The 26,231-nt window shown below is 62.6% G+C and carries 26 protein-coding genes; 20 read left to right on the top strand and 6 right to left on the bottom strand.

Annotation, left to right across the window (positions count from 1 at the left end; translation table 11 throughout):
* Positions 1-83: 83 nt before the first annotated feature.
* From QF039_RS13480 to QF039_RS13445, 8 genes are all read left to right on the top strand, one after another.
* A complete protein-coding gene (locus QF039_RS13480) occupies positions 84-1,268 on the top strand; it encodes an MFS transporter (protein WP_307518791.1) in 1,185 nt (394 codons plus the stop codon).
* A 30-nt stretch (positions 1,269-1,298) separates the two neighbouring features.
* Positions 1,299-2,315, top strand: coding sequence for a polysaccharide deacetylase family protein (locus QF039_RS13475; RefSeq protein ID WP_177021733.1), 1,017 nt, complete (start codon positions 1,299-1,301; stop codon positions 2,313-2,315).
* 34 nt (positions 2,316-2,349) lie between these two features.
* The gene (locus QF039_RS13470; protein WP_177036680.1) at positions 2,350-2,880 is read left to right on the top strand and encodes an ester cyclase; all 531 of its coding nucleotides are present in this window, start codon (positions 2,350-2,352) and stop codon (positions 2,878-2,880) included.
* Positions 2,881-2,896: 16 nt separating this feature from the next.
* Entirely contained in the window at positions 2,897-3,307 is a 411-nt protein-coding gene (locus tag QF039_RS13465; protein ID WP_177021731.1) for a VOC family protein, read from the top strand.
* 188 nt (positions 3,308-3,495) lie between these two features.
* Positions 3,496-4,482: a sugar ABC transporter substrate-binding protein gene (locus QF039_RS13460; protein WP_003210861.1), complete on the top strand. Its 987-nt coding sequence runs from the start codon at positions 3,496-3,498 to the stop codon at positions 4,480-4,482.
* Positions 4,482-6,017, top strand: a complete 1,536-nt coding sequence (locus tag QF039_RS13455) for a sugar ABC transporter ATP-binding protein (protein WP_307518786.1) — start codon at positions 4,482-4,484, stop codon at positions 6,015-6,017. Before QF039_RS13460 ends, QF039_RS13455 begins: the two co-directional genes overlap by 1 nt.
* A complete protein-coding gene (locus QF039_RS13450) occupies positions 6,004-6,996 on the top strand; it encodes an ABC transporter permease (RefSeq protein ID WP_307518784.1) in 993 nt (330 codons plus the stop codon). Before QF039_RS13455 ends, QF039_RS13450 begins: the two co-directional genes overlap by 14 nt.
* Complete coding sequence (locus QF039_RS13445) at positions 6,993-7,967, top strand: ABC transporter permease (RefSeq protein ID WP_307518782.1); 975 nt, start codon at positions 6,993-6,995, stop codon at positions 7,965-7,967. The genes QF039_RS13450 and QF039_RS13445 overlap by 4 nt, the downstream gene beginning before the upstream one ends.
* Positions 7,968-7,997: 30 nt before the next feature.
* Here QF039_RS13445 and QF039_RS13440 read toward each other — a convergent pair whose 3' ends face one another.
* The 4 genes from QF039_RS13440 to QF039_RS13425 are packed head-to-tail and all read right to left on the bottom strand — an operon-like array spanning position 7,998 to position 11,917.
* Positions 7,998-8,849 (bottom strand): DUF1989 domain-containing protein, encoded by an 852-nt coding sequence (locus QF039_RS13440; RefSeq protein ID WP_307518779.1) that lies wholly within the window; start codon positions 8,847-8,849, stop codon positions 7,998-8,000.
* 14 nt (positions 8,850-8,863) lie between these two features.
* Positions 8,864-9,529 carry a GntR family transcriptional regulator gene (locus QF039_RS13435; protein ID WP_003210850.1) on the bottom strand — a complete coding sequence of 222 codons (666 nt, stop codon included), beginning with the start codon at positions 9,527-9,529 and terminating at the stop codon, positions 8,864-8,866.
* Between the two features lie 17 nt (positions 9,530-9,546).
* Entirely contained in the window at positions 9,547-11,055 is a 1,509-nt protein-coding gene (locus QF039_RS13430) for an amino acid ABC transporter permease/ATP-binding protein (RefSeq protein ID WP_102369136.1), read from the bottom strand.
* A gap of 16 nt (positions 11,056-11,071) precedes the next feature.
* A complete protein-coding gene (locus QF039_RS13425) occupies positions 11,072-11,917 on the bottom strand; it encodes an ABC transporter substrate-binding protein (RefSeq protein ID WP_177047988.1) in 846 nt (281 codons plus the stop codon).
* Positions 11,918-12,180: 263 nt separating this feature from the next.
* On the opposite strand from QF039_RS13425, the gene QF039_RS13420 reads away from it, so the two are divergent.
* From QF039_RS13420 to QF039_RS13385, 8 genes are all read left to right on the top strand, one after another.
* Positions 12,181-13,581 (top strand): DHA2 family efflux MFS transporter permease subunit, encoded by a 1,401-nt coding sequence (locus tag QF039_RS13420; RefSeq protein ID WP_307518774.1) that lies wholly within the window; start codon positions 12,181-12,183, stop codon positions 13,579-13,581.
* Positions 13,582-13,699: 118 nt separating this feature from the next.
* Positions 13,700-14,659: an AraC family transcriptional regulator gene (locus QF039_RS13415; RefSeq protein WP_008433834.1), complete on the top strand. Its 960-nt coding sequence runs from the start codon at positions 13,700-13,702 to the stop codon at positions 14,657-14,659.
* An 85-nt stretch (positions 14,660-14,744) separates the two neighbouring features.
* Positions 14,745-16,121, top strand: coding sequence for a Rieske 2Fe-2S domain-containing protein (locus QF039_RS13410; RefSeq protein ID WP_003210841.1), 1,377 nt, complete (start codon positions 14,745-14,747; stop codon positions 16,119-16,121).
* On the top strand, positions 16,118-16,606 hold the full coding sequence (benB, locus tag QF039_RS13405; RefSeq protein ID WP_307518771.1) for a benzoate 1,2-dioxygenase small subunit: 489 nt from the start codon (positions 16,118-16,120) through the stop codon (positions 16,604-16,606). The genes QF039_RS13410 and benB overlap by 4 nt, the downstream gene beginning before the upstream one ends.
* A 10-nt stretch (positions 16,607-16,616) precedes the next feature.
* On the top strand, positions 16,617-17,639 hold the full coding sequence (gene benC / locus QF039_RS13400; RefSeq protein ID WP_008433832.1) for a benzoate 1,2-dioxygenase electron transfer component BenC: 1,023 nt from the start codon (positions 16,617-16,619) through the stop codon (positions 17,637-17,639).
* Positions 17,640-17,649: 10 nt separating this feature from the next.
* Entirely contained in the window at positions 17,650-18,411 is a 762-nt protein-coding gene (locus QF039_RS13395) for a 1,6-dihydroxycyclohexa-2,4-diene-1-carboxylate dehydrogenase (RefSeq protein WP_307518768.1), read from the top strand.
* 55 nt (positions 18,412-18,466) lie between these two features.
* A complete protein-coding gene (locus tag QF039_RS13390) occupies positions 18,467-19,801 on the top strand; it encodes an MFS transporter (RefSeq protein ID WP_008433830.1) in 1,335 nt (444 codons plus the stop codon).
* 30 nt (positions 19,802-19,831) lie between these two features.
* Positions 19,832-21,079, top strand: a complete 1,248-nt coding sequence (locus QF039_RS13385) for an OprD family porin (protein WP_177122972.1) — start codon at positions 19,832-19,834, stop codon at positions 21,077-21,079.
* On the opposite strand, the gene QF039_RS13380 is transcribed toward QF039_RS13385, so the two are convergent.
* On the bottom strand, positions 21,076-21,294 hold the full coding sequence (locus QF039_RS13380; protein WP_003210829.1) for a DUF2790 domain-containing protein: 219 nt from the start codon (positions 21,292-21,294) through the stop codon (positions 21,076-21,078). The genes QF039_RS13385 and QF039_RS13380 overlap by 4 nt on opposite strands.
* 110 nt (positions 21,295-21,404) lie before the next feature.
* On the opposite strand from QF039_RS13380, the gene QF039_RS13375 reads away from it, so the two are divergent.
* A complete protein-coding gene (locus QF039_RS13375) occupies positions 21,405-22,322 on the top strand; it encodes a LysR family transcriptional regulator (protein ID WP_307518763.1) in 918 nt (305 codons plus the stop codon).
* 2 nt (positions 22,323-22,324) lie between these two features.
* Here the strand turns inward: QF039_RS13375 and QF039_RS13370 are convergent, their stop codons facing one another.
* Complete coding sequence (locus QF039_RS13370) at positions 22,325-23,119, bottom strand: helix-turn-helix domain-containing protein (protein WP_003217152.1); 795 nt, start codon at positions 23,117-23,119, stop codon at positions 22,325-22,327.
* A gap of 127 nt (positions 23,120-23,246) precedes the next feature.
* Between QF039_RS13370 and QF039_RS33735 the strand changes: the two genes are divergently transcribed.
* Genes QF039_RS33735 through QF039_RS13355 form a run of 3 tightly spaced genes read left to right on the top strand, consistent with a single transcriptional unit; the run spans position 23,247 to position 26,222 of the window.
* The gene (locus QF039_RS33735; protein ID WP_032899212.1) at positions 23,247-23,435 is read left to right on the top strand and encodes a DUF1656 domain-containing protein; all 189 of its coding nucleotides are present in this window, start codon (positions 23,247-23,249) and stop codon (positions 23,433-23,435) included.
* 10 nt (positions 23,436-23,445) lie between these two features.
* A complete protein-coding gene (locus QF039_RS13360; protein ID WP_177020820.1) occupies positions 23,446-24,354 on the top strand; it encodes an HlyD family secretion protein in 909 nt (302 codons plus the stop codon).
* The gene (locus tag QF039_RS13355) at positions 24,354-26,222 is read left to right on the top strand and encodes an FUSC family protein (RefSeq protein WP_307518758.1); all 1,869 of its coding nucleotides are present in this window, start codon (positions 24,354-24,356) and stop codon (positions 26,220-26,222) included. The genes QF039_RS13360 and QF039_RS13355 overlap by 1 nt, the downstream gene beginning before the upstream one ends.
* Positions 26,223-26,231 lie beyond the last annotated feature (9 nt).

The following is a 26,231-nucleotide window of genomic DNA, read 5'->3' as shown; positions in this document are numbered from 1 at the left end:
GTAGTTTTTGATTTCGACTCAATTATCAAGTTAAGCCAAAAGAACTAGTTTTGCATCCATCGTTAACCATCGGAGTGACTGACATGTCATCCAATTCTTCGAAAATGCCCATCCAGGTCTGGGTGCTGACCCTGGCGGCTTTCGCCATCGGCACCGCCGAGTTCGTGATTGCCGGATTACTGACCCAGGTCTCCCACAGCTTGAACATCAGCGAAGGGCAGGCTGGCAGCCTGATTACCGCCTACGCGCTGGCCATCGTGATCGGAGGCCCGGTGCTGACCATCTGGCTCTCGCGCTACGAAAAACGCACGGTGCTGTGGTTGTTGATGGCGGTGTTCGTCGGCGCCAACGTAATGACTGCCCTCAGCAGCGACTACAGCGTGTTGCTGGTCAGCCGGGCGATTGCCGGGCTGACCCAGGGGCCGTTCTACGGGATCGGCGCGGTGGTCGCGACGCGCCTGGTGGCCAGCGGCATGGAAGGCCGCGCCGTCGGCCAGATGTTTGCCGGGCTGACGTTGGCCAACGTGCTGGGCGTACCCGCCGGCTCGTGGATTGGCAATCAATATGGCTGGAGCACCGCATTCCTGGTAGTCGCCGCGTTGGGCGTGCTCGCGTTGCTGGCAATCATTGTGTCGATCAAGCGCCAGGGCACCGAGCAGTCAGTGTCGTTGATCAACCAGTTGGCGGTGTTTCGTAACCGCAACCTGCTGGCCAGTCTGATGTTCACGGTGCTCGGCTGGGCCGGGTTCATGGCCTTTTATGGCTATATCGCGCCGATTGCCGAACAGGTGGCAGGGTTTGATTCGACGATGCTGACCGCTGTGCTGGTCGTGGTCGGCATTGGCCTGGTAGTCGGCAACAGTCTCGGGGCGCGTACCGCAGACGCCAACTTGCGCTTTTCGCTGATGTTCTGGCCGGCGGCGATGATCGTGACACTGATCGCCGCAGGCCTTGTGGCGCCCTACAAGTGGCCGTTCCTGGTGACCGTGTTCCTCTTCGGTATCGCCTCGTTCGCCAACGTGCCATCCATGCAAATGCGCGTGATGAAGCACGGCGGCAAGGCCCCGGAGCTGGCTGCCACGGCGAATATCTCGGCCTTCAACCTGGCCAACGCCCTGGGCGGCATCATCGGCGGCATCGTGGTGGACAGCCACTGGGGCGCGGCGGCGATTCCGTTTGCGGCTGCGGCGATTCCATTGCTCGGTGTGCTGTTCATTGTTTCCCAGGAAGGCGCGGGTAAAGCCACCCGGCCTGCAGCGATTGCCTGACCCCCTGAATTCAGTATGAGGTGAACCAACATGGACAAAACCGATAACCCGCATCGTCGTACTTTCCTCGCCCAGGCCGGCGCAGGTGCTGCTGTTCTGGCCGCAGGATCGCTGCTCGGCCCGGCCGCTGCCAAAGCTGCGGTGACAGGGCCGGGCAACGCTGCCCCCGCGGCGACTGCCGGCAAGGCAATCGGGCGTTTCTGGCCAGGGGACACCCGGCTGGTAGTGTCCATTTCCATGCAATTCGAGGCAGGCGGCCAACCGCTCAAGGGCACTGACAGTCCGTTTCCCCACGTGGATTTTCCCGACAGTGTTCCAGAGGATGTGGCCACCAATACCTGGTTTGCCTATGGCTACCGTGAAGGTATTCCGCGGATGCTTGATCTCTGGGACCGGCATGGGGTGAAAGTCACCTGCCACATGATCGGCGACGCCGTAAAGCGCAACCCGGCGCTGGCCCGGGAGATCGTCGCCCGTGGGCACGAAGCCTCGGGGCATGGCCCGCACTGGAGCTCGCAATTTGCCATGAGCCGCGATGAAGAGCGCACTTTCCTGCGCCAGGCCGCGAGCATGTTGCAGGACGTCACCGGCCAGCCGGTCACCGGCTACAACTGCAACTGGCTGCGGCGCGGGCCCAATACCTTGTCGTTGTTGCAGGAGCTGGGCTACGTCTATCACATTGATGATGTGAGTCGTGATGAGCCGTTTATCGAGCAGGTCAATGGCAAGGACTTTGTCGTGGTCCCGTATACCCTGCGCAACAACGACATCGTCTTGATTGAGGGGCGCAATTACTCGCCCTCGAAATTCCTTCAACAGGTCAAGCTGGAGTTCGACCAGCTCTACCTGGAAGCCGGGAGCCGACGCCGCATGATGGCGATCAGTGCCCACGACCGCATCAGCGGTACGCCGCAAATGGTCAGGGTCTGGGACGAGTTTCTGCGGTACGCCAACAGCCATCCCGGCGTGGCGTTCATGCGCAAGGACGCCATCGCTCAATACACCTTGAAAAGCCCCCTCAGCCTCAGGGAAAGCGAAACCATCTGAGTTCGTTCTCTTCGACTTTAAAGGATGTGCCCTTATGCAACGTTCCATTCCCCTTATCGCCGCCGGATTCCTGGCCCTGACCCTCTCCGGCGTGGCGTTTGCCACCACCGAACTGGTGACGCCGGGTGTCCTGGTGGTGGACAAGAGCCTGACCGCCGCGCAACTGAAGATCATGGAAACTGTCGCCCGGCGTTACGACACTTTCTGGAATACCGGTGACGAGAGCCTGGCCCGTGAAGCGCTGGCGCTCAACTTCATCGATAAAACACCGCCCGCCGGGCGCAAACAAGGGCCGGAGGGACCGCTGCTGGCCTCCCGTGCGTTTCGCGGCGCGGTGCCGGACCTGAGCTGTGAAGTAGAGCAAATGATCATTGCCGGCGACCGCGTGGTGGCACATTTGCATTTTCGCGGGCACTTCACCGGTTCCTTTGGTCAGATCAAGGGCACTGGGCAGGTCGTAGACTTTATTGCCACCGACATTTACCAGATCGGCAAGGGCAAGATCGTCGCCAACTGGCACATCGAAGACAACCTGACGCTGATGAAGCAGTTGGGTGCGCGCTGACGGGAGGGCTCTGCACATGACCGTTCACTACCTTGATCACTTCACGCTCCGCACGGAGCATGTCGACGCGACGGTGAGTTTCTATCGTGACGCCCTCGGCCTGGAGGAGGGCTGGCGCCCGGCGTTTCCTTTTCCGGGCAGTTGGCTTTATTCAGCAGGTCGCCCGCTGCTGCATATCGCCAGCCTGCAGGGCAGCGCCGCGCAGCTTGAAACGTATCTTGGGGTGCGTGCTGCCGGCGACGGCTCAAGTGCGCTCGATCACATTGCATTGCGCTGCAATGACCTTGAAACTCACCGGCAACGCCTGCACACGCTAGGGCTGCCTTTTACCGAGCGGGTGGTGCCGGAGCTGTTCGAGCACCAATTGTTTGTCGAAGACCCCAACGGGATCAGGGTCGAGCTGATCTTTGCTTACCCGGCGGCCTGAGGTGGCTGGCCGGATTTCCCGGCCAACTGTTGGCTGGGCAACAGCAGTCGGACAGTTGTGGTTTGGGCGGGACAGCGCAACGTCATCCAATGTTTTCATCTGCTTGATTTTATTCGAAATAATTTATGGCATGGGCTCTGCAATGCACACAGGTGAACCCTTTCACCCGTTGCTCAGCGGAGCCCTGTATGCCTTGCACCTTTTTCTCGCGTTCACGTTACATCTTGCTCGGCGCAGCGTTGTTGCTGGGCCACGCCGCCGTGTCCCAGGCCGCCGAGGGCGATGACGCGGTGCCGTCCCTGGCCGGCAAGCGCATTGCCGTGAGCATGACCGGCACCAGCCACTACTTCGATATCAAGGCCTTCCAGGCCCAGGTCGATGAGATCAAGCGCCTCGGCGGCACGCCGATCACCCTGGATGCAGGGCGCAACGACAAGAACCTGGTGACCCAACTGCAAACCGTGGTCACCCAGAAACCCGATGCGGTGATCCAGACCCTCGGCACCCTGAGCGTGATCGACCCGTGGCTCAAGCGCATCAGCAAGGCCGGCATCCCGCTGTTCACCATCGACGCGCCGTCGCAGTACAGCCTCAACAACACCACCTCGGATAACGTCGCCACCGGCAAGGCCCTGGCCGATCAGTTGATCAAGGATGCCGGCGGCAAGGGCAAGATCCTGGTGTTCAACGGCTTCTACGGCGTGCCGGTGTGCGCGATTCGCTACGACCAGTTGAAGCTGGCGCTCAAGGATCACCCGCAACTGGAAATCATCGAGCCGGAGCTGCGGGATGTGATCCCCAACACCGTGCAGGATGCCTATTCCCAGGTGTCCGCGTTGCTCAACAAGTACCCGGCCGGCAGTGTCTCGGCGATCTGGGCGGCGTGGGACATCCCGCAACTGGGGGCAAGCAAGGCGTTGATCGACGCCAAGCGCACCGAGATCAAGACCTACGGCGTGGACGGTACGCCGGAGGTGCTGGAGCTGCTCGGCCAGGCCAACTCGCCGGTGGGCGCGGTAGTCGCCCAGCAACCGGCGCTGATCGGCAAGACTGCCGTGCAGAACGTGGCCCGCTACCTGGCCGGGCAGCGTGACCTGCCCAAGGAAACCCATGTGCCGACGCTGCTGACCACCGCCGCCAACCTGGCGCAGGTCCAGCAACTGCGGGGTGATTGATGGCCGCGTTGCACTTGCAGCACCTGCGCAAACGCTTCGGCGCCACCCTGGCGCTGGAGGATGCGAGCCTGAAGGTCGAGCGCGGCACCATTCACGGCCTGGTGGGCGAGAACGGTGCCGGCAAGTCGACCTTGATCAAGGTCCTGGCGGGGATCCACAAAGCGGACTCGGGGCAGGTGAGCATTGACGACCAGCCGTATGCCGCACTGTCGCCGCGCCAGGTGGACGCGCTGGGCGTGCAGTTCATCCATCAGGAGCGGCTGTTGCCGGCGAGTTTTACCGTGGGCGAGGCGTTGTTTTTCGGCCATGAATTACGCCGGGGTCCGTTTGTCGACCGGCGCCGGCAGCAGCGCGAGGCAGAACGTTTGCTGGCGGAATATTTTGAGCTGCAACTGCCCGCCGACGCGTTGGTAGGCGAGCTGAACAGCGCCGAGCGCCAGGTGCTGCAAATCACCCGGGCGTTGATTCGCAAGCCGAAGATCCTGGTGTTCGACGAGCCCAGCGTGGCGCTGGTCAAGCGCGAAGTCGACCAGCTGCTGCGGATCGTCAAGCGCCTGCGGGACCAGGGTTTGTCGATTCTCTACATCTCCCATTACCTGCAGGAAATCGACAGCCTGTGCGATGAAGTGACGGTGTTGCGCAATGGTCGAGATGTGGCCGTGGTTGAGCCACGGCACACCTCCAGCGCGCAGATTGCGCGGTTGATGGTCAACCGCGAGGTCCAGGAGATGTACCCCAAGGCGCAGGTCGAGCTCGGCGAACCATTGCTGCAGGTGCGTGGGCTGAACCTGGCCCGGCGCTATCGGCAGATCGACCTGGAATTGCGTCGGGGCGAGATCGTCGGCCTCACCGGGCTGGTCGGGTCGGGCGCCAAGGACCTGCTCAAGACCCTGTTCGGTGTGGTGCGCGCCGACAGCGGCAGCATTCATCTGGAGGGGCGTTTGTTGCGCCTGCGTTCACCCGGAGAAGCCATTGCCCAAGGGATTGCACTGGTGCCGGAAGAACGCCGCAGCCAGGGGATTTCACCGCTGCTGTCGGTGCTGGAAAACCTCACGCTCGCCGGGCTTGGGCGTTTCAGTCGCTGGGGGTTACTGAGCCAGCGTAAGGAGCAGGCCGAAAGCCTGCGGCTGATCGACGAGTTGGCGATCAAGACGCCGGGCCCGCAGGCTGCCGTCAGCCAGCTCAGCGGCGGCAACCAGCAGAAAGTCGCTCTGGGCAAATGGCTGAGTCGCCGTTCGGCGGTGTACTTGTTGGACGAGCCGTGCGTAGGTGTGGACGTCGGCGCCAAGGTCGAGATTTATCGCGTGATCGGGCGGCTGGTGGAAGAGGGCGCAGCGGTGCTGGTGCTGTCTTCGGATTTGCCCGAGCTGTTGGGGATCTGCGACCGCATCCTGGTGTTGCATCGCGGCGAAATAGCCGGGGAGTTCCATGCCGGTGAGGCGGACAGTGATCAACTGTTGGCGTGTGCCACGGGTGCGGTGCAGTCCACAGTGGCTGTGCAGGTGAAACAGGAGGTGGCGCATGTCCCTGCTTGAAGCTGCTACTCCTGGCTTGTCCCAACGGTTATGGGTACTGCTGTTGCGGCGCGGCTCGGTGGGCGTATTCCTCGCGATTTTGCTGGGCTTTGCCGTCGCCGCGCCGAACTTCTTTTCAGTCGGCAATATCGCGAATGTGTTCAGCCAGTCGGCGATCCTCGGCGTACTTGCCTTCGGCCTGACCTGCGTGATTATCGGCGGCGGCTCCAACGTGGTGGCCGGCGGGCTTGATCTGTCGCTGGCAGCCAATTTGGGCTTGTGCGCGGCGGTGTTCAGTCGACTCAACAACGCAGGCCTCGACCTGTGGGCAAGCCTGCTGCTGACCTTGGGTTGCGGCCTGGCGGTGGGCCTGCTCAATGGCCTGGCCGTGGTGGTGCTGCGCTTGCCACCGTTGCTCGCAACGCTGGCAAGCATGAATGTACTGGCCGGGTTGGAGCTGGTTTTGACTGAAAATACTGTGGTGCCGACGGACTCACCGTTGCTTGACCTGCTCAGCGGCGGCGCATGGCTGGGCGTGCCGGCACTCGCCTGGGTGTTGCTGGTGACGGCCTTTGTGGTGACGCTGCTGATCCAGCACACCGCCTATGGGCTGCGCCTGCATGCCGTCGGCGAGTACCCGCACGCCGCCGAGGCCGCCGGGATTCGAGTGCCGGCCTACGTACTCTCCAGTTATTTGCTGTCTGGGCTGTGTGCCGCGGTGGCGGCGTTGTGTTCAGCGGCATTTTTCAGCGGCAGCACCACCGGCTCCGGTGACATGCTGTTGTCGGTGGTCGCCATAGCCTTTCTTGGCGTGGTGTTTTCCCGGCGACTGGTGGCAAGCATCCCCGGCACCTTGCTCGCGACGCTGTTGATCGGCTTTTTGATCAACGGGTTTCAGTTGCTCAACGTATCGAGCTTCTGGGTCAACGGTGTCCAGGGCGTGCTGATTCTGCTGGTGGTCGCCGCTTCCAGCGCATTGAACCGGGGAGAACATTCATGAGTCAGGTATCCATCCTGCAAGCCCATGGCGGCTGGCGTTCGCTGTTGCCCCTGACGTTGCCGCTGGTGTTCGTGGCCATCGTGGTGGTGTTTGCCTGGCAGGCCCCGGGGTTTCTCAGTGGCGGCAACCTGAAAAGCCTGGTGCTGAATAACTTCGTGCTGCTGGCGATTGTTGCGATCGGCATGACCTATGCGGTGGCGGCCGGTGGCATCGATCTGTCGGTAGGCACCGCGCTGGATTTCGCCAGCTTCAGCTTCGTGGTGTTGCTTAACGCCGGGCACGAGCTGGGTGTGGCGATTGCCGGTGCGTTGGCCGCCGGGCTGCTGGTAGGGCTGTTCAATGCCGGCTTGATCGCGGGGCTGCGGATCAGCCCGTTCCTGGCCACCCTCGGCACCTTGTTTATCGGCACCAGTGCCCAGCAACTGCTCTCGGACGGCGGCCAGCCAATTTATATCGCCCAGGGTTTCAAGCCGGAACTGGCGAGCTTCAGCCCGTTGGGCGTGCCCTTGCCGCTGTTGATCGTGCTGGTATTGGCCGTGGTCTACGGCCTGTTGCTGGCTCGAGGACGCCTGGGGCGCGAACTGCTGGCCCAGGGTACCCAGCCGCTGCTGGCGTATTACTCGGGGTTGTCGGTGCGGCGCATCGTCACCACCACGGTGCTGGCGGCGGCGCTGGCGTGCGCGGTGGCGGGGATCCTGCTGAGTTCGACGGTGAGCGCCTACGTGCCGCTGTCGGGCAATGCGTTCCTGCTGAATGCGATTGGTGCGGTGTTTATCGGCACCACATTGAACCGCCAGGGCCGGGCGAATATTCCGGGCACGTTGCTGGGGGTGCTGTTCATCAACGTCATCGCCAATGGCTTGCTGTTGATCGGCTGGAACTTCTACTGGCAGCAGGTGGCAACCGGCGTGCTGATTTTTATCGTGCTGGCCTTCAGTTTTGTCAGCCGCAGGATTGCGCAGAACACCTGAGGCGCGGCGCCCCAGGTGTGGGTCTGCCCTTTACTTTTCCCAGTCGGCCTTGGCAATCAACAGGCCATGGTTGCCGTTATAGGTGGCGCGCTCGGGTTGTTTCCAGCCCTCCAGCAGCGCGTCGTCGAGGCGGTAGATTTCCACCCCCAGCGGACGGCAGACCTTCAACGGGTCTTCCGCATCCGGGCCCCACATCGGCAGCGACAGGTCGCCACCGGGGCAGGTGGAGAGGGCACACAGCAGGTCGATTTCGGCGAAGAACTCCAGATAGTCGCCCTGCTTGGCCGGGCAGGCTTTCATGAAGTACATGTCGTCGTGATTGAGGCCGGTGCACTGGAAAATGTTCAGCACGTCGTGCACGTCGAACTCGGTCAGGCCATGGGGCAGCACGGCGCGGGTCAGGTTGGAGTGGCAGTGGTGGTGGAAGTCTTCGCCGGTGAGCATCTTGTTCACGTAAGGGTCGCAGCGCGTGCCCAGCAAGTCGTGCAGGCGCCCGCCGTGTTCGTCGATGCCATAGTCGGCCAGGCTGTCGTCGGTGATGGTGACCATCGGCCGCAAAAACGGCAGGTTCGACCACAGGCGGTCGTAGGTGGTGACGTGCGCGCCTTGCAGCTGGCGGGTGCGTGCCGCCCACATGCGTTCGCGGGGGTCGTTGGCGCTCCACACGTTGAAGTCGCCAACCTGCGGGCCAACCGGCGTGGTCACGCGGAACACATGGCCTGCCGGTACTTTCCAGGCGCGGCCGGTGCGGATCGGCACTTCGAATTGCTCGATCAGGGTGCGGCCGTCCCGGGACTCGCGCACGCGGTCATAGAAGGCTTTGTCGACCTGCAAGGCAGCGCCTTTGCTGACTTGGTAGGCCGCTGGGTAGTCCTTGTACATGGTGGGTCCTCGCTTCAGGGTTTTGGAATGCTGCTCAGGATGTCCAGCAGCAGCGATTCGGAGTCATTGAGGTAGCTGGCCAGGGCTTCGCCGGCGGCTTGCTTGTGGCCGTCAACCAGCAAGTCGTGAATCTGCCGGTCGCGCTCCAGCCAGGGCTTCTGGAAGGTTTCCTCGCTGGGCGCGTTGGAAAACACCAGGCGCATCTGGGCTGCAATATGGGTAAAAAACTCGTCCAGCAACGGGCTGCGCATCAGCCCGACAATATGTTGATGAAAGCGCAGGCTGTGGGTGCCGAAGGCTTGCCAGTTCTCGCGGTCCTGGGCCAGTTGCGCAGCCTCGATGGACTCCAGCATCAGGTCGGACTGGTATTCGCGCAGCGGCTTGCTGGCGGCGATGGCCTGCAGCTCCAGGGTGCGTCGCACCTTGAAGATGTCACGCACTTCCTCTACCCCCAGGCGGCGCACGATCACGCCTTTGTTGCGCACGTAGCTGGTCAGGCCTTCGCGGCCCAGGTGGTGCAAGGCTTCACGCACCGTGTTGCGCGAGGCGTTGTAGGCGTTCACCAGTTCGCTTTCCACCAGCGGCATGCCGGGCAGCAGGCGGCCACCGATGATGTCTTCGCGCAGTTCGATGGCAACCTGGTCGGCCAGCGACAGGCTGGGTTCCTTGGCTTGGCTCACGTCGGGGCTCCTTGGGCTCACGCCAGTTGGACGTCTTTGAGGAACTTGGTCATGCGTTCACTGCGTTGCTCGAGCATGTCACGCGGTGCGGCGTCCTGGATAATCTCGCCGCCTTCCATGAACACCACACGATCGGAAAGCTTGAACGCGAAGTTCATTTCATGGGTGACGATGACCATGGTCATGCCCTCGCGAGCCAATTCCTCGATTACCGCCAGTACGTCGCCCACCAGTTCCGGGTCGAGGGCTGAGGTGGGTTCATCGAACAGCATCACCGAAGGCCGCATCGCCAGGGCGCGGGCAATCGCCACCCGTTGCTGTTGGCCGCCGGATAGCTGGTGCGGGTATTTGCCGGCGTGCTCCAGCATGCCGACCTTGCGCAACAGGGCCAGGCTCAACAGGCGCAGTTCTTCGCCGCTACCATGGGCATGGTAGACCGGCGCGAGCATCACGTTCTCAAGGGCGGTTTTATGCGGGAACAGGTTGAACCCCTGGAACACCATGCCGACATGCACGATGCCGCGCATATGCACCTTGTGCCCCAGCGCGCCTTGCGGCTCCTGGCTGCCACGCAGGAACGGCTGGCCTTGCAGGGTGATTTCGCCACGGTCGAGGCTCTCGAGGCCGTTCATGGTACGAATCAGCGTAGTCTTGCCCGAGCCTGACGGGCCGATGATCGACACCACCTCGCCCCAGCGCACATTCAGTTCGACGCCCTTGAGCACTTCCAGCTCGCCATAGGCCTTGCGCACCCCGCGAGCCTGCAAGGCAAACTCACCGGGCTCGGCCTGGCCGGGGGCACGACGCGTCGCCACTTGGTCGAGCACGGCGGGGGCGATGGCCTTGGGTTTGCGCCGGGTCACGTCCAGGTGGTTCTCCAGCACCCGCAACAGCCAACTGAACACCGTCACGATGAACACGTAATAGAACGCCACGGCCAGCATGGTCTCCATCACCAGGAAGTTCTGGGTGTAGAGTTGTTGGCCCACCAGCAGGATTTCCGAAAGCGAAATCACCGACACCAGCGAGGTGAGTTTGACGATGGTGATGTATTCGTTGGCCAGTGTGGGCAACGCAACCCGCAGCGCCTGCGGCACCACAATCAAGCGCTGCACGCCGCGATAACCCACGCCCAGCGCCTTGCCGGCTTCGCGCTGCCCCTTGACCACCGCCAGCAGGCCGCCCCGATGGATCTCGGCGATGTAGGCCGCCTCACTCAGCACCAGGGCGATCAGGCCCGCGGAGTAGGGGTTGGACAACACCACGCTGGTGGACGGAAACACCTGCGGCAGGTTGTAGACGAAGATCAACAGCACCAGCAACGGCAGGCTGCGGAAGAACCAGATGTAGACGCCAGCGGAGTCCCGCAGCCAGCGGCGCTCGGACTGCCGCGCCAGGGCCAGGAAAAACCCCAGCACAATGCCCAGCAGCCAGGTTTCCAGGCTCAGTTCGACCACGGTGCCGACGGCTCGCCAGAAGTCGCCGTTCCATAACAAGCCCAGGGTGTAGTGCCAATCGAATTGCATAAAGGTGCTCCGCGTTTCAGTTACCCAGTGCCGCACTGATCTCGGCGGCGTTCGGCTCGGCCAGGTTGTAGCGCGCCAGCAGCTTGCCGTAGCTGCCGTCCTGCCTGATCTGGCTCAGGGCGCCGGTCAGCGCCTGGAGCAGTGCCGGGTTTTCCTTGCGCACGGCCAGGCCGACCACCACCGGGTAGATCAACTCGCTGGAGCTGATCACGGTTTTGCCTTGCAGTTTTTCCACGGTGATCTTGGCGACCGCCGCGTCTTCCATCTGCACGTCCACCGCCTGGGCGAGCAGGGCCTGGGCGGCTTCCGGGGACGTCGGGAACTCACGCGACTCGATCGCCGGCTTGCCCGCAGGGAGGCAGTAGTCCGCCGAAACCTTGTTCAGCTTTGGCACCCACGACGCGCCCTTGATCGACCCGACGCGCTTGCCGCACAGGTCTTCCGGGCGCTGGGGCTTGAAGTCGCCGGTGCTGAGCACCATCAGCGAAGAACCGGTCTTCAGGTAGCTGAGGAAATCCACCTGTTTGGCGCGCTCGGGGGTGACGTACAGCGCCGAGGCCACCACGTCGAAACGCCGGGCGTTGACGCCGAGGATCAGGTTGGCGAAACGGGTGTCGAGAAAACGTGGTTTGAGCCCCAGTTGCTTGCCCATCAGTTGCATGAACTCCGGGTCGAAACCGGCCGGGGTCTTTTGCTCAAGGTAGGTGTAAGGCGGGTAGGTGAGGTCGGAGCCGATGGACAGCTCGCCCGGTTTCAGGGTGCCCTTGATTTCGGCAGCCGACAGCAGCGGCGTCACGCACGCCAGGGTGATCGCTAGCGCCAATGTGCGCAGGGTGTTCTTGCCCGTCAGACCTTTTTGCATGTTCGTCGCCTCGGTTGCTGGATGCAGAGAGATTTGGATTGTTCAACAATCCTGCATTAGCTAATAAGCGGTTATCGTGCCAACTAATGACTTTTCCAGGTTTTTGATGGGTTTTGACGCGTGAGACAGCCATTTTTTGTAAGCGCGCACCCCAATTCGGGGCAATTCGTTACCGGGCGCCACGTTGTGAGGCAGGCATTTCGCGGACCATAAAGGACGCACTTATTGATAAAGTGCCGGTTCGAAACCATGAGTGAACAGCAATGACGTCGACCTCCCAACGCCGCTCAACCCTGATTGCCTTGTTGGTCGCCGTCACCTTCTTCATGGAGAACCTCGATGCCACCGTGATCGCGACCGCGTTGCCGGACATCGCCAAAACCTTCGGCGTGGGCGCGGTGGACGTGAACATCGGTATGAGCGCCTACATGCTCGCCGTCGCGGTGTTCATTCCGATCAGCGGCTGGCTGGCCGACCGCTTTGGCTCGCGGCGGGTATTCGGTTGGGCAATCGTGCTGTTCAGCCTGTCGTCACTGCTGTGCGGGTGGAGCGACAGCCTGCAGACCTTCGTCGCCGCGCGCGTGTTGCAGGGCATCAGCGGCGCGATGATGGTGCCGGTGGGGCGCCTGGCGGTGCTGCGGGCTACCGAGAAAAAAGACCTGGTGCGGGCGATTTCATTCATCACCTGGCCCGGCCTGGTGGCGCCGATACTCGGGCCGCCGGTGGGCGGGTTTATCGTTACCCACGCGTCCTGGCCGTGGATTTTCTACCTCAACCTGCCGCTGGGCCTGCTGGCGCTGATCGCCACGCTGGTACTGATCCCCAAACACGACGAGGTCACGTCCCGCTCATTCGATTTCAGCGGCTTCCTGCTGGTGGGTGTCGCCAGCGCGGCGCTGTTGTACGGCGTGGAACTGCTCGGGCAAAGCCGTGGCAGCTTGTTGCAGGGCCTGTTACTCAGCGCTGCAGGCGTGATGCTCGGTGCCTTTGCCTGGCGCCATATGCGCCGGCATGCCCAACCATTGCTGGCGCTGGGTGTGGTGAGTGTGCGCACGTTCAGTGTGTGCCTGTGCGGCGGGTCGATTTTCCGGGTGGCCATCAGCACCTTGCCGTTCCTGCTGCCGTTGATGTTTCAACTGGCGTTCGGCCTTTCTGCATTCGATGCGGGGTTGCTGGTGCTCGCGGTATTTGCCGGCAACCTGGCAATGAAGCCGTTCACCACGGCGGTGATGCAGCGCTGGGGCTTTCGCTCGGTGCTGATGATCAACGGCATCCTTGGCGTGCTCGCGATTGCGGCCTGTGCGCTGCTGGACGAGCGCATGAGCTGGACGCTGATCCTGTTCATTCTGTTCGTGGGTGGCCTGTCACGCTCCATGCAGTTCACCTTGTTCAACACCCTGGGGTTCGCCGATATACCCAAGGCGCAGATGAGCGACGCCTCAACCTTGTTCAGCATGTTCTTCCAGCTGAGCATGGCCATGGGCGTGGCGATTGGCGCGCTGTTGTTACGTTTTGCCATGAATTTTCACGGCAATACCGGGCAGGCCGCCACCGCCGATTTCCAGTTGACGTTTCTTCTAGTGGCGGTGATCGCCGGCGTGGCGCTGCTGGATAACCTGCGGCTGCCGCTCCAGGCCGGCGAGTCGGTTTTGCAGCGAAAGTGAACCCACGATACCTCCGGGGTATGAAGCAACACCTATTGAATATTGGACGGTTCAAGTCCCCCGCATCACTCTGCGGTGACGTACACACGCAGGGCCCATAACAATAAAAGGCGCAACCATGACCGTGCTATTGAGTGAGCGCAGCCAGATTTTCGACCGTGCAGATGCCTATGCCGTGTCCGACTACGTCAACCAGCATGTCGGCAGCCACTGCATTCGCCTGCCGCCCAAGGGCCGCCCGCAGGCAAGCATCAGCCACCGGACCTTTTCCAGCCTGGACCTGTGCCGCATCAGCTACGGCGCGCCGGTGCGGGTGACCTCGGTGGCGCTGGAAACCATCTACCACCTGCAGATCCTGCTGCACGGCCACTGCCGCTCGAGCTCCCGTGGCGAAGAGCAGGTGTTGGGCCCCGGCGAAGTGCTGCTGATCAACCCGGATGACCCGGTAGACCTGACCTATTCCGCCGACTGCGAAAAATTCATCGTCAAGGTGCCCGTGCGCCTGCTGGAAAACGCCTGCCTTGAGCAGCACTGGACGTTGCCGCAGCCGGGCATCCGTTTTGCGGCGCCGCGCCACGCACTTGCCGAAATGGGTGGGTTCCTGCAATTGCTGGGGCTGATCTGCCATGAGGCCGAAAACGCCGCCGAACCCGAAGTGCAGGGCCTGTACGAGCGCATTGTGGCGAACAAGCTGTTGGCGCTGCTGGCCAGCAACGTCCTGCGGGTGATTCCGCGACCGGATCAGGGTGGGGGCTTTGAAGCCGTGCGTCAGTTCATCGAGGAGCACCTGGCCGACGACATCAGCGTCGAACAACTGATGGCCATCGCCAGGGTCAGCGAGCGTTCGTTGTATACCTTGTTTGAACGCCAGGTCGGCCTGTCACCCCGTGACTACATGCGCCAGCGCAAGCTGGAGCGGGTGCACGCCATGCTGCAACTGGCCACGGCGCGCAGCGTGACGGAGGTGGCGCTGGATCATGGGTTTGTGCATTTGGGGCGGTTCTCCGAGGCCTATCGCAAACGCTTTGGCGAGCTGCCTTCGCAAACGTGGAAGCGCCGGCTCGCGCCAGGCGGATAACGAATTGCAGTCAGCGGATATTGAGGGGTAGGGCAAGCACATAAGGTGGGGGGGCCTGATACAAGAACAACCGAGGGCCTACCCCATGATCAGCACATTCGACCGACTCGCCCGACAATTGCGCGACTCCGTCCAGGAAGATCCCGCCACCGGGGTGTTCCGCTGCCGCCGCGACATCTTCACCGACCCCGACCTGTTTGCCCTGGAAATGAAGCACATTTTCGAAGGCGGTTGGGTCTACCTGGCGCACGAAAGCCAGGTGCCGGAGATCAACGACTACTTCACCACCTGGATCGGCCGCCAGCCCGTGGTCATCACCCGCGACAAACACGGCACGCTGCACGGCCTGGTCAACGCCTGCGCCCACCGTGGCGCCATGCTCTGCCGCCGTAAGCAAGGCAACAAAGGCTCGTTTACCTGCCCGTTCCACGGCTGGACCTTCAGCAACGCCGGCAAGCTGCTCAAAGTGAAGGACGCCAAGACCGGCGCCTACCCCGACAGCTTCGACTGTGACGGCTCCCACGACTTGAAACGCCTTGGCCGCTTCGAAAACTATCGCGGCTTCCTGTTCGGCAGCCTCAGCGAGACGGTGCCGGAGCTGAGCGACTACCTGGGTGAGACCCGGGTGATCATCGACCAGATGGTCGACCAGGCCCCGCTGGGGCTGGAGGTGCTGCGGGGCAGTTCGTCATATGTGTATGACGGCAACTGGAAGCTGCAGATCGAAAACGGCGCCGACGGTTATCACGTCAGCTCCGTGCACTGGAACTACTCGGCGACCATGGGCCGGCGCAATTACGAAGCCGAAGGCACGCGCACCGTGGATGCCAATGGCTGGTCGAAAAGCCTGGGCGGCGTGTACGCCTACGAGCATGGCCATATCCTGCTGTGGACGCGCCTGCTCAACCCCGAAGTGCGTCCGGTGCATGCCCATCGCGAGGCGCTGGCCGAGCGCCTGGGCCAGGAACGCGCCGATTTTATCGTCGACCAAACCCGCAACCTGTGCCTCTACCCGAATGTGTACCTGATGGACCAGTTCTCCACGCAGATCCGCGTGGTACGGCCAATCGCGGTCGACAAGACCGAAGTCACGATCTATTGCATGGCGCCCAAGGGCGAAAGTGCCGAGGAACGCACCACGCGCATCCGCCAGTACGAAGATTTCTTCAACGTCAGCGGCATGGGTACACCGGACGATCTGGAAGAATTCCGCGCCTGCCAGACCGGCTACCAGGGCGCGACCACCTTGTGGAATGACCTCAGTCGCGGCGCCAAACAGTGGGTCGAAGGCCCTGACGAAAACGCCCGGGCCATGGGCATGAATCCGCAGCTCAGTGGCGTCAAGACCGAGGACGAAGGCCTGTTCGTGCGCCAGCACGCCCACTGGGCCCAGAGCCTGCAACGCGCTATCGAACGGGAGCAGCAAGGCTTGATCGCGACGGACAAGGAGGTGCTGGCATGAGTGCTTCCCGTGACCGCCTGCTGGACTTTCTGTACCGCGAAGCCCGCCTGCTGGATGACCGCCAGTGGGATGAGTGGCTCGAATGCTATTCACCCAAGGTCGAGTACTGGATGCCGGCCTGGGACGACCACGATACGCTGACCGAAGACCCCCAGAGCGAAATCTCGCTGATCTATTACCCCAGCCGCGACGGCCTGGAAGACCGGGTGTTCCGGATCAAGACCGAGCGCTCCAGCGCCAGCACCCCGGAGCCGCGCACCGCGCACCTGATCACCAACCTCGAAGTGCTGGCCGACGACGGGCAGCACGTGGAGTTGCGTTTCAACTGGCAAACCCTCAGCCATCGCTACAAGACCACGGATACGTACTTCGGTACCTCGTTCTATCGCCTCGACATCCGCGCCGAACAGCCGCTGATCATGCGCAAGAAGGTGGTGCTGAAAAACGACTACATCCATCAGGTCATTGATATCTACCACATCTGAGGACACGCCCATGACGTACTCCATTGCCCTGAACTTCGAGGACGGGGTAACCCGCTTCATCGACTGCAAGGTGGGTGAAAAGGTCCTCGACGCGGCCTTTCGCCAACGTATCAACCTGCCCATGGACTGCTCCGACGGTGTGTGCGGCACCTGCAAATGCCGCTGTGAAACCGGCGCCTATGATTTGGGCGACGACTACATCGAAGACGCCCTGAGCGAGGATGAAGCCGCTGAGCGCCAGGTGCTCACCTGCCAGATGGTGCCGCAGTCGGACTGCGTGATTGCCGTGCCGGTGCCGTCCGGTGCCTGCAAGACCGGCACCGCGCAATTTGCCGCGACGGTGGCGAGTATTACCCGGCATGCCGATGCAGCGTTGGAAGTCAGCTTCGAACTGGATCAGGCGCCGGTGTTCCTGCCGGGGCAATACGTGAATATTGGCGTGCCCGACAGTGGGCAGACCCGCGCGTATTCCTTCAGCAGTCGCCCCGGCGACAAACGCGCGAGCTTCCTGATCAAGCATGTGCCCGGCGGGTTGATGAGTGGCTGGCTGGAGCGTGCCCAGCCGGGCGACGCGGTGCCGATGACCGGGCCGCTGGGCAGTTTCTACCTGCGCGAAGTGGCGCGGCCACTGCTGTTGCTGGCAGGTGGTACGGGGCTGGCGCCGTTCCTGTCGATGCTTGAAGTGTTGGCCGAGCGCGAGGAAACCCGGCCGGTCACGCTGATCTACGGCGTGACGCGGGACCAGGACCTGGTGATGGTCGAGGCGCTGGAGGCGTTCGCCCAACGCCTGCCCAACTTCGGTTTTGTCACCTGCGTGGCCGACCCCCAGACCGCGCACCCCCGGCAGGGGTATGTCACCCAGCACATGGCCGCTGACGTGCTGAACGATGGCGACGTGGATGTGTACCTGTGCGGGCCGCCACCGATGGTCGACGCGGTACGCCAGCACTTCAAGAACCAGGGCGTCACTCCCGCCAGCTTCCACTACGAGAAGTTCACCCCCAACGCCATCGTCACCGGCGACGCCGCCTGAGGAATCCCCCATGACTCCACGTTTCAACACCCAGGTTGCGCTGGTGACAGGCGCCGCCCAGGGCATCGGCCGGCGGGTTGCCGAGCGTTTGCTGGAAGAGGGCGCCTGGCTGGTGGCCGTCGATCGCTCGGAACTCGTGCATGAATTGCAGCATGAGCGGGCGCTGATCCTCACCGCCGACCTGGAGCAGCATGCCGAATGTGCCCGTGTGATGGCCGCTGCCAAGGCACGGTTCGGGCGTATCGACATCCTGGTCAACAACGTCGGCGGGACCATCTGGGCCAAGCCCTTCGAGCACTACGCCGATAACGAAATCGAAGCCGAGGTGCGCCGCTCGCTGTTCCCGACCCTGTGGTGCTGCCATTGCGTGTTGCCCTACATGCTGGAGCAGGGCAGCGGTGCCATCGTCAATGTCTCGTCCGTGGCCACGCGCGGAGTGAATCGCGTGCCGTATGGTGCAGCCAAGGGCGGCGTCAACGCACTGACCGCGTGCCTGGCCGTGGAGACCGCCGGCAGCGGCATTCGGGTCAACGCCACCGCACCCGGTGGCACCGAGGCGCCACCGCGGCGGATCCCGCGCAACAGCCAGCCCCAGAGCGACCAGGAGCGCGTCTGGTACCAGCAGATCGTCGACCAGACCCTCGACAGCAGCCCGATGAAGCGCTACGGCAGCATCGACGAACAAGCCGGCGCGATTCTGTTTCTGGCCTCTGATGAGGCCTCCTACATCACGGGCGTCACCTTGCCGGTAGGAGGCGGCGACCTCGGCTGACCCAGCGCCGTACCTGCAGACACTGACTCACAACAACAATAATGAGAGCACTGCCATGCGTACCCATGACGTCAATTCGATTATCGATAATGCCCATTTCAATCGTTTCCACTGGCTGGTGGTCAGCCTGTGTGCTGTGCTGTTGATCTTTGACGGTTATGACTTGTTCATCTACGGCGTGGTCTTGCCGTCGATCATGAAGGAATGGGGACTATCGCCCCTGCAGGCCGGCGCTCTGGGCAGTTATGCGCTGTTCGGGATGATGTTCGGCGCGCTGGTCTTCGGCAGCCTGGCCGACAAGTTCGGTCGCCGCAAAGGCATCGCCATCTGCTTTGCCTTGTTCAGCGTCGCCACGGTGATTAACGGTTTTGCCAGCAACCCGACTGAGTTCGGAATCTGCCGGTTTATTGCCGGGCTCGGCTGTGGCGGCCTGATGCCCAATGCGGCCGCACTGATTACCGAATACGCACCGAAGAAAATGCGCAGCATCCTGATGGCGGTGATGTTTGGCGGGTACTCGCTGGGCGGCATGCTGTCGGCCGGCGTGGGGATTTTCATGCTGCCGCGTTTTGGCTGGTCGTCCATGTTCTTCGCCGCGGCGATCCCGCTGCTGCTGATGCCGTTGATTGTGTACTGGCTGCCTGAGTCCATCGGGTTCCTGATTCGCCAGGGCCGCAAGGAACAGGCGCGTGAGCTGCTCAAGCGCCTGTCGCCGCAGACCCGGATCGACCCGCAAGACCAACTGCTCGTCAGCGCCGGTAAAGGCAAGGGCGCTTCGGTGCTGGAGTTGTTCCGCCACGGCCTGGCCTTGAGGACGGCGGCGATCTGGGTCGCGTTTTTCTGCTGCCTGTTGATGGTCTACGCCCTGAGTTCCTGGCTGCCCAAACTGATGGCGGGTGCCGGTTACAGCCTGGGATCGAGCCTGTCGTTCCTGCTGGCGCTGAATTTTGGCGGCATCGCCGGGGCGCTTGTCGGTGGCTGGCTGTGTGACCGGCTTAACCTGGTGAAGGTGGTGATCGGTTTCTTTATCGCCGCGCTGCTCTCCATCAGCCTGCTGGGTATCAAGAGCCCGATGCCGGTCCTGTACCTGCTGATCTTTTTTGCCGGCGCCACCACCATCGGCACGCAAATCCTGCTGTACGCCGGCGCCGCACAACTCTATGGCTTGAACATTCGAGCCACCGGCCTGGGCTGGGCTTCCGGTATCGGTCGTACCGGCGCCATCGTCGGCCCGCTGCTGGGCGGCGCGCTGATGGGGATTGAACTGCCGCTGCACCTGAACTTCATGGCCTTTGCCATCCCCGGGGCCATCGCCGTGCTGGCAATGACGGCGTATGCGCTGAATGAACGTCGGGGCCGGCAGGAGGTGATCGCCGCCCCGGCGCAGTAACTGTCGATAACAATAACTAAGAGCAACGACATGAACACACAACGTATCTGGCTATCCCTGTTGGGCGTGCCCCTTGCGGCGACGGCGGCCGAGGGCGGGTTTTTCGAGGACTCCACCGCCACCTTGCAGGCGCGCAACTATTACTTCAGCCGCGATTTCTCGGACATCGTCGGCGCCAACAAGCAATCAAAGGCAGAGGAGTGGGGCCAGGGTTTTATCCTGACCTATAAATCCGGCTACACGCCGGGGCCCGTGGGCTTTGGCCTGGATGCCCTGGGCACCCTCGGCCTCAAGCTCGACAGCAGCCCGGACCGCACCAATACCGGCCTGCTCCCGGTCAAGGGCGACGGCAGCGCCCCGAATGATTACAGCCGTTTGGGCCTGACCTTCAAGGCCAGGTTTTCCAGGACCGAATTGAAGGTCGGCGAACTGCAACCGAACCTGCCGGTGCTGGCCTTCAGCGATATCCGCTTGCTGCCGCCGAGCTATCAGGGCGTGAGTGTCAGCTCCGGCGAAATCGCCGGCCTTGCGCTACAGGCCGGGCACTTGACCACCACCCGCCTGCGCAACGAAGCCGGCGACGAGAAAATGATCGCCATGCTCGGCCATGTGCCGCAACGCGGCGCTGAAAGTGATGGGTTCAACTACGTCGGCGGCGACTACGCCTTCAACACCAACCGCACCAGCGTCAGCTACTGGCATGGCCAACTCAAGGACATCTACCGCCAGGACTTTGTCGGCCTCAAGCACAGCCAGCCAATGGGTGAGTGGACGCTCGGCGCCAACCTCGGCTACTACGATGCCCGGGAAGACGGCGACAAACTGCTTGGCAAGATCGACAACCAGGCTTTTTTCTCGCTGCTGTCGGCCAAGCATGGCGGCCATATCTTCTACGTCGGTTATCAAGCCATGTATGGCGACAGTGCCTTCCCGCGGGTCTTCGCCAACATCACGCCGCTGGGCAACGAAGTACCCACCTACGAGTTTGCCTACACCGACGAGCGCTCCTGGCAAGTGCGGTACGACTATGACTTCGTGGCGCTGGGCATTCCGGGGCTGACCACCACCGTGCGTTATATCACCGGTAACAACGTGACCACCGGCGCGGGCTATGAAGGCAAGGATCGCGAGCGCGACCTGGATATCGGCTATGTGGTGCAAAGCGGCACATTGAGCGGCTTGGGCATTCGGGTGCGCAATGTCATGGCCCGTTCAAACTACCGCAGCGACATCGACGAGAACCGGCTGATCCTCAGTTACACCTGGAAGCTGCTTTAAACCCCGCCCTGGCACGTGCCCATGACCTGGTAGTGGACGGTATGGCTGGCGCCCTGGCTGTCGAGATACACCATGGTCGCCGGTTCTACCTGGCAACTGCCCGGCACGGGCGTGATTGAAACAACGTGTTGGATATCCAGCGCTTCATTGCTGCCGGCCGCCATGGCGCCGGCGGCGGTGAAAAACAGGAGCAGGCTGAGCCATTTGATATTCATGATGAGTTCCTCTGTGAGTAGGGTTCATTTTAGTGATTGCCGCAGCGGGATAAAGACAGGAACAGGTGAATGACTCGTACGTATCACGTAGCAATCGAGGGGCAATTTTGATGGATTTGCTCAATGGCATGCGGGTGTTTGCCCGGGTTGTCGACACTGGCAGCTTTGCCGCAGCGGCCGAGGCGCTGGACCTGTCCGGGGCACACGTATCACGGTTGATCTGCGAGCTGGAAAAACACCTGCAGACCCGCCTGTTGCAACGCACCACCCGACGCCTGGGCCTTACCGATTCGGGCGAGCGCTTTCTGTTGCGCTGTCGCGACATTCTTGAAGACGTCAGGGAGGCCACGGCAGAAGCCAGCGGCGCGCACCTCAACCCGCGCGGGCGATTGCGGGTGCATTGCATGAGCGGGTTGGGGGTGCTGATCACGCCGCTGATTGCCCGCTACAGCGAGCAATACCCGGACGTGTCCATTGAGTTGACCCTGTCCCAGCACAACCCGGACCCGCTTGAAGAGGGTCACGACGTGGTGATCTCCATCGCCCATTCGTTGCCGGATTCGGCGCTGGTCAGTCAGACGATTGGGCAGTTGTTCAGTGTGCCCTGTGCGGCACCGGGGTATCTGGCCCGGTACGGCGTGCCCGAGCATCCGCAGCAGTTGATGCAGCATCGACGGTTGCATCTGCAGGATTTCCAGGAGGATGCGTGGTTGTTCAAGGGGCAAGAGGGCGAGATTGCGATTTCGCCGGGTGACACCTTCAGGACCAATGTCGCGGATGCGATGGTCAAGGCGACGCAGGAAGGAATGGGCATCAGCTTGTTGCCGTTCTTCAGCGCCAACCCGGCGCTGCGCGAGGGCTCGTTGGTGCGGCTGTTGCCCGGATATCGGCTACGGGAGCGGAGCATTTTCGCGGTGTATCCATCAAGGCGCTTTCTGGATGCCAAGGTGCGGACGTGGGTCGGTTTTTTGCAGGCGCGATTGCCGGGGTTGTTGGCGGAGCAGTTGGCAGTGGTTGAGGCACCTTGAGGCTAGCGCGTTGCCGTACGGCGAATGTAGCGCGCCGGCGACGAGCCCAGTGTCTTGCGAAACATGCTGATGAACGAACTGACCGACTCGTACCCCAGCGCCTCGGCGGTTCGTTGCACCGACTCGCCTTCGGCCAGGCTCTGCAAGGCCACGATGATTTGCCATTGTTTGCGCCATTGGCCAAAAGTCAGGCCTGTTTCGCTCTTGACCAGGCGGGCCAGGGAGCGCTCGCTCATGGCCACCTGGCGTGCCCACTGGGCCATGGTGCAACGGTTTGACGGGTCCTGGGCCAGGCCGCGGGCGATGAAGCGCAACTGCGTAGCAGCGGGGAGCGGCAGGTACAACTGCTCCGAAGGAGCCAGTTCCAGTTGTTCAAGGAGCACGCTCGCCACGCGCGAATTGGCAGAGGCAGGCGGATAATCCTGGGGCTGGGCGCTCAGGTGCAGGATCAACGCCAGGACCAGCGGCGAAAGCACCAGCGTGCAGCATTTCTCCGGTAGCGCGGCGGCGCCGGGCTCGACAAACAGATAGCCGATCCTGCCGTTGGCGGTCACCCGGTTGCTGTGGGCGATACCGCCCGGAATCCACACGCCGAAGCCCGACGGCACCATCCACACGCCATCCTCTACGGTACACACGATACCGCCGTGATATGCCACCACCAGTTGGCCTTTGCGGTGGCTGTGCACGGGGAATTCGGTGTCGTTGCGCTGGCTGCCGAGCATCAACGCGACGGCGGGCTGATCAAAACTGTCCAGTTCGAATTGATCAACGCCCTGGAGCTTCATCTCGCCCATGTTGCACCGCCTCGATTGTCTGAAATTGATTATATCCTGGCAGCATACTCAATATCGGCACGACCTTGCAGTCCCTACCATCTTCATCAAGGCGATCAAGGTGATTGCCGACTGCGAGATTCAACCGATGCTCAGCGAAATCACGATTGCCCACCTCTACATTCCTCCGTTCTTGCTCTACGTCGGCGTTGCAGCCCTGGTGTACGGGCTACTGGAGCGGGCCCTGCGGCGCTGGCTGGATTGGGCCTGGCACCCCAGCCTGGCGCGTTTCTTTGTGTCGCTGATCGTGCTCTCGACCTTGGTTCTGAGCTTTTGAGGGCAGCGCGATGATCATCAAACACATCCTCAAGACCCTCGTCACCCTGGTGCTCGGGCTGGCCGCATTGCTGTTCTGCACGCAACTGTGGCGCGCCTATGAGTTGGCCCCCTGGACGCGGGACGGGCGTGTCAGCGCGCAAGTCATCCGTATTGCCCCCGAGGTGTCCGGCCAGGTCGAACACCTGCTGGTGGGCGACAACCAATGGGTCGCCAAGGGCGCGTTGCTGTACCAGATCGATCGCAGCAGCTACTTGCTTGCCCAGCAACAGCGCACGGCCGAGCTTGCCGAGGCGCGCAGTGTCTTCGAGCAGCGCAGTGCACAGCTCAAACGCCGCAACCAGCTCGGCGATGCGATTGCGCGGGAGGAAACCGACAACGCAGCCCGGGACCTGGCGGTGGCCAGGGCGCGCCTGGATGCGGCCCGCAGCCAACTGGCCCATGCGCGGCTGGATCTGGACCGCACGACGATTCGTTCGCCGGTCGACGGCTATGTGACCCAGTTGCGGCTGCAGCCGGGTGACTACGCGGCAGCGGGCGAGACCAATATCTTTGTGGTCGATAGCCATAGCTTCTGGGTCACCGGTTACTTCGAGGAGACCAAGCTGGCCGGTGTTCGGGTGGGGGCTGTGACGTCCATCAAGCTGATGGGTTTTTCACCGCTGCTCGAAGGGCATGTGGCGAGCATTGGTCGGGGCATTGCCGACGGTAACGAGCTGCGCAGTAACAGTGGTTTGCCCCAGGTGGCGCCTACGTTCAGCTGGATACGCCTGGCCCAGCGCGTGCCCGTGCGGATTGAACTGGACAAGGTGCCGCCCGGTGTGGAGTTGGCGGCGGGGATGACCGCCAGCATCGAGGTTGCCGAGGAGGGCACGGCGCCGCGCTGGAGGCTGGTGCAATGGCTTCAGGCGTTCATGTGATGCTCCGTGCACTGCGCATGCTGGGGGCATGGGAAGCTGCTACCTCGGGCTATGTGCTGCGTAGTCTTTTGGCGGCCTCATTGGCCCTGTGGCTGGGGTTCCAATTACACCTGGATTCGCCGTTCTCGGCCGCCTCAACCGTGTTGTTGCTGATCCATCCGCTGCAGGGGGCAGTGGTTGGCAAGGGCTTCCACCGGGCACTGGGCACCCTGGTGGGGTTGGCTGTGGCATTGGTCCTGACCAGCCTGTTCGCCCAGCAAATGCTGCTGTTTATCCTCGGGATCGGGATATGGCTGGGCCTTTGTGTCGGCGCCATGACCGTGTTTCGGCACTACCAGGCCACGGCGGCGGTGGTCGCCGGCTACACCGTGTGCCTGGCCCTGGGGCCCGCCATCGTCGCGCCGCAGCAAGGTTTCGAACATATCGTCGGACGGGGCACGGCCGTTGTTCTGGGGGTGTTGAGCCTGAGCCTGGTGGCCACATTATTCAGCCGCAAGACCGTCGAGCGCACACTGACCATGGCACTTCGCGACGTCTCGTCCCGCACCCTGCGGTTATTGGCCGTGCGGTTTGACGGTGGGCCGGCGCGTGCGCAGGACCCGCTGGCCATCGATATCAGCAAAGTGGACGACCTTCTCGGGATTGGTCGGGGCGAGTCGGTGCTGATCCGCGCCAGGCTGGCGACCCTGCAGGCAGGACTTGCGTATCTGCATGCCGTGGTGCTCGACGAATGCGCGATACCTTCGCACGCTGGAATCGGCGCACAGTTGCGCCAGCTGGCTGAAGCCATGCCCGGGTTTTGCGTGGCGGCCGATCGTGTCCGGGAGCTGCAAGCCAGCCTTGAACCAGGCGCGAGCCAGCGGCGTCTGAATGAACCATTGGCCGAACTGGCCAGCGCCTTGTCGAGTTTTGCCTGCCTTGAGCGCGCGCCCCTGCCGCCGGCCCGCGCCGTGGGGTTTCACCGACACTACGGCGCTGCACTGCGTAACGGTGTGCGAGCGTTGCTGGCCACGCTGGCGACCGGTGCTGTCTGGTACCTCACCGGCTGGGACCAGGGGCCAACCTTGCTGGCCGTACTGGGTCCGTTCTGCACCTTGCTGGCCACCAGCGCGGCGCCCGAGCAAGGCATTGCGAGCCTTGCCAGGGGAACCTTCTACGCAATCCTGGCAGCGGCGGGGTGCAAGTTCCTGCTGTTGCCGCACATCAGCGGGTTCGGGTTGCTCACGGTGGTGCTGGCTGCGTTCTGGGCGGTCGGGATTCATGCCACGACCCGGCCGCGCCATGCCCTGCAAGGCGTCGCCTACCTGATTACGTTCAACACCCTGGTCGGCACCGCCGGGACCGCCCAATACGACTTCGCTGACTTCGTGAATCAAGCCCTGGCCTGGATGGTGACGCTTGCTATCTGCCTGCTGGCCTTCCAGTTGCTGCCGGGGAAACCCGCCAGCCACGCCGACGTCCTGAGGACCGCGCTGCACAAGGACACACGCCGGTTACTGCGTCACGGGCACCGCATGGATCTTCTGAAGTGGCAGGCCACGCAACAGCACCGGATGGTTGCCCTGCAAGCGCTGTCGGGCGCCGATGAGGCCGGTGCCGTCTCGCTTCAACTGGGTCGACATTTAAGGTTGCTGCACCGCAAGACACGCGACCTGGAGCCTGATTCGTCAATCGCCAGGTGTGTGCAAGCGGGCGATCGGCGTATTGCCAGATATGCCTTCGATTCAGCGATCAGCGCGGCCCAGGCCCGGCGTACGTCGAGATCACTGTTCCGCCTTGGTGCCCTCGACCTGGCTGCTTGTTACCGGGATTTGGCGGGGTTGCTCGACCAATACCAGCGTGCCGATATCCGAACCAGTTTCAGCTAAAACAACGAA

Origin of the sequence: Pseudomonas sp. W2I6, assembly GCF_030815935.1 — a bacterium.
Classification (GTDB): domain Bacteria; phylum Pseudomonadota; class Gammaproteobacteria; order Pseudomonadales; family Pseudomonadaceae; genus Aquipseudomonas.
This window is presented reverse-complemented; position numbering and strand designations above follow the sequence as displayed.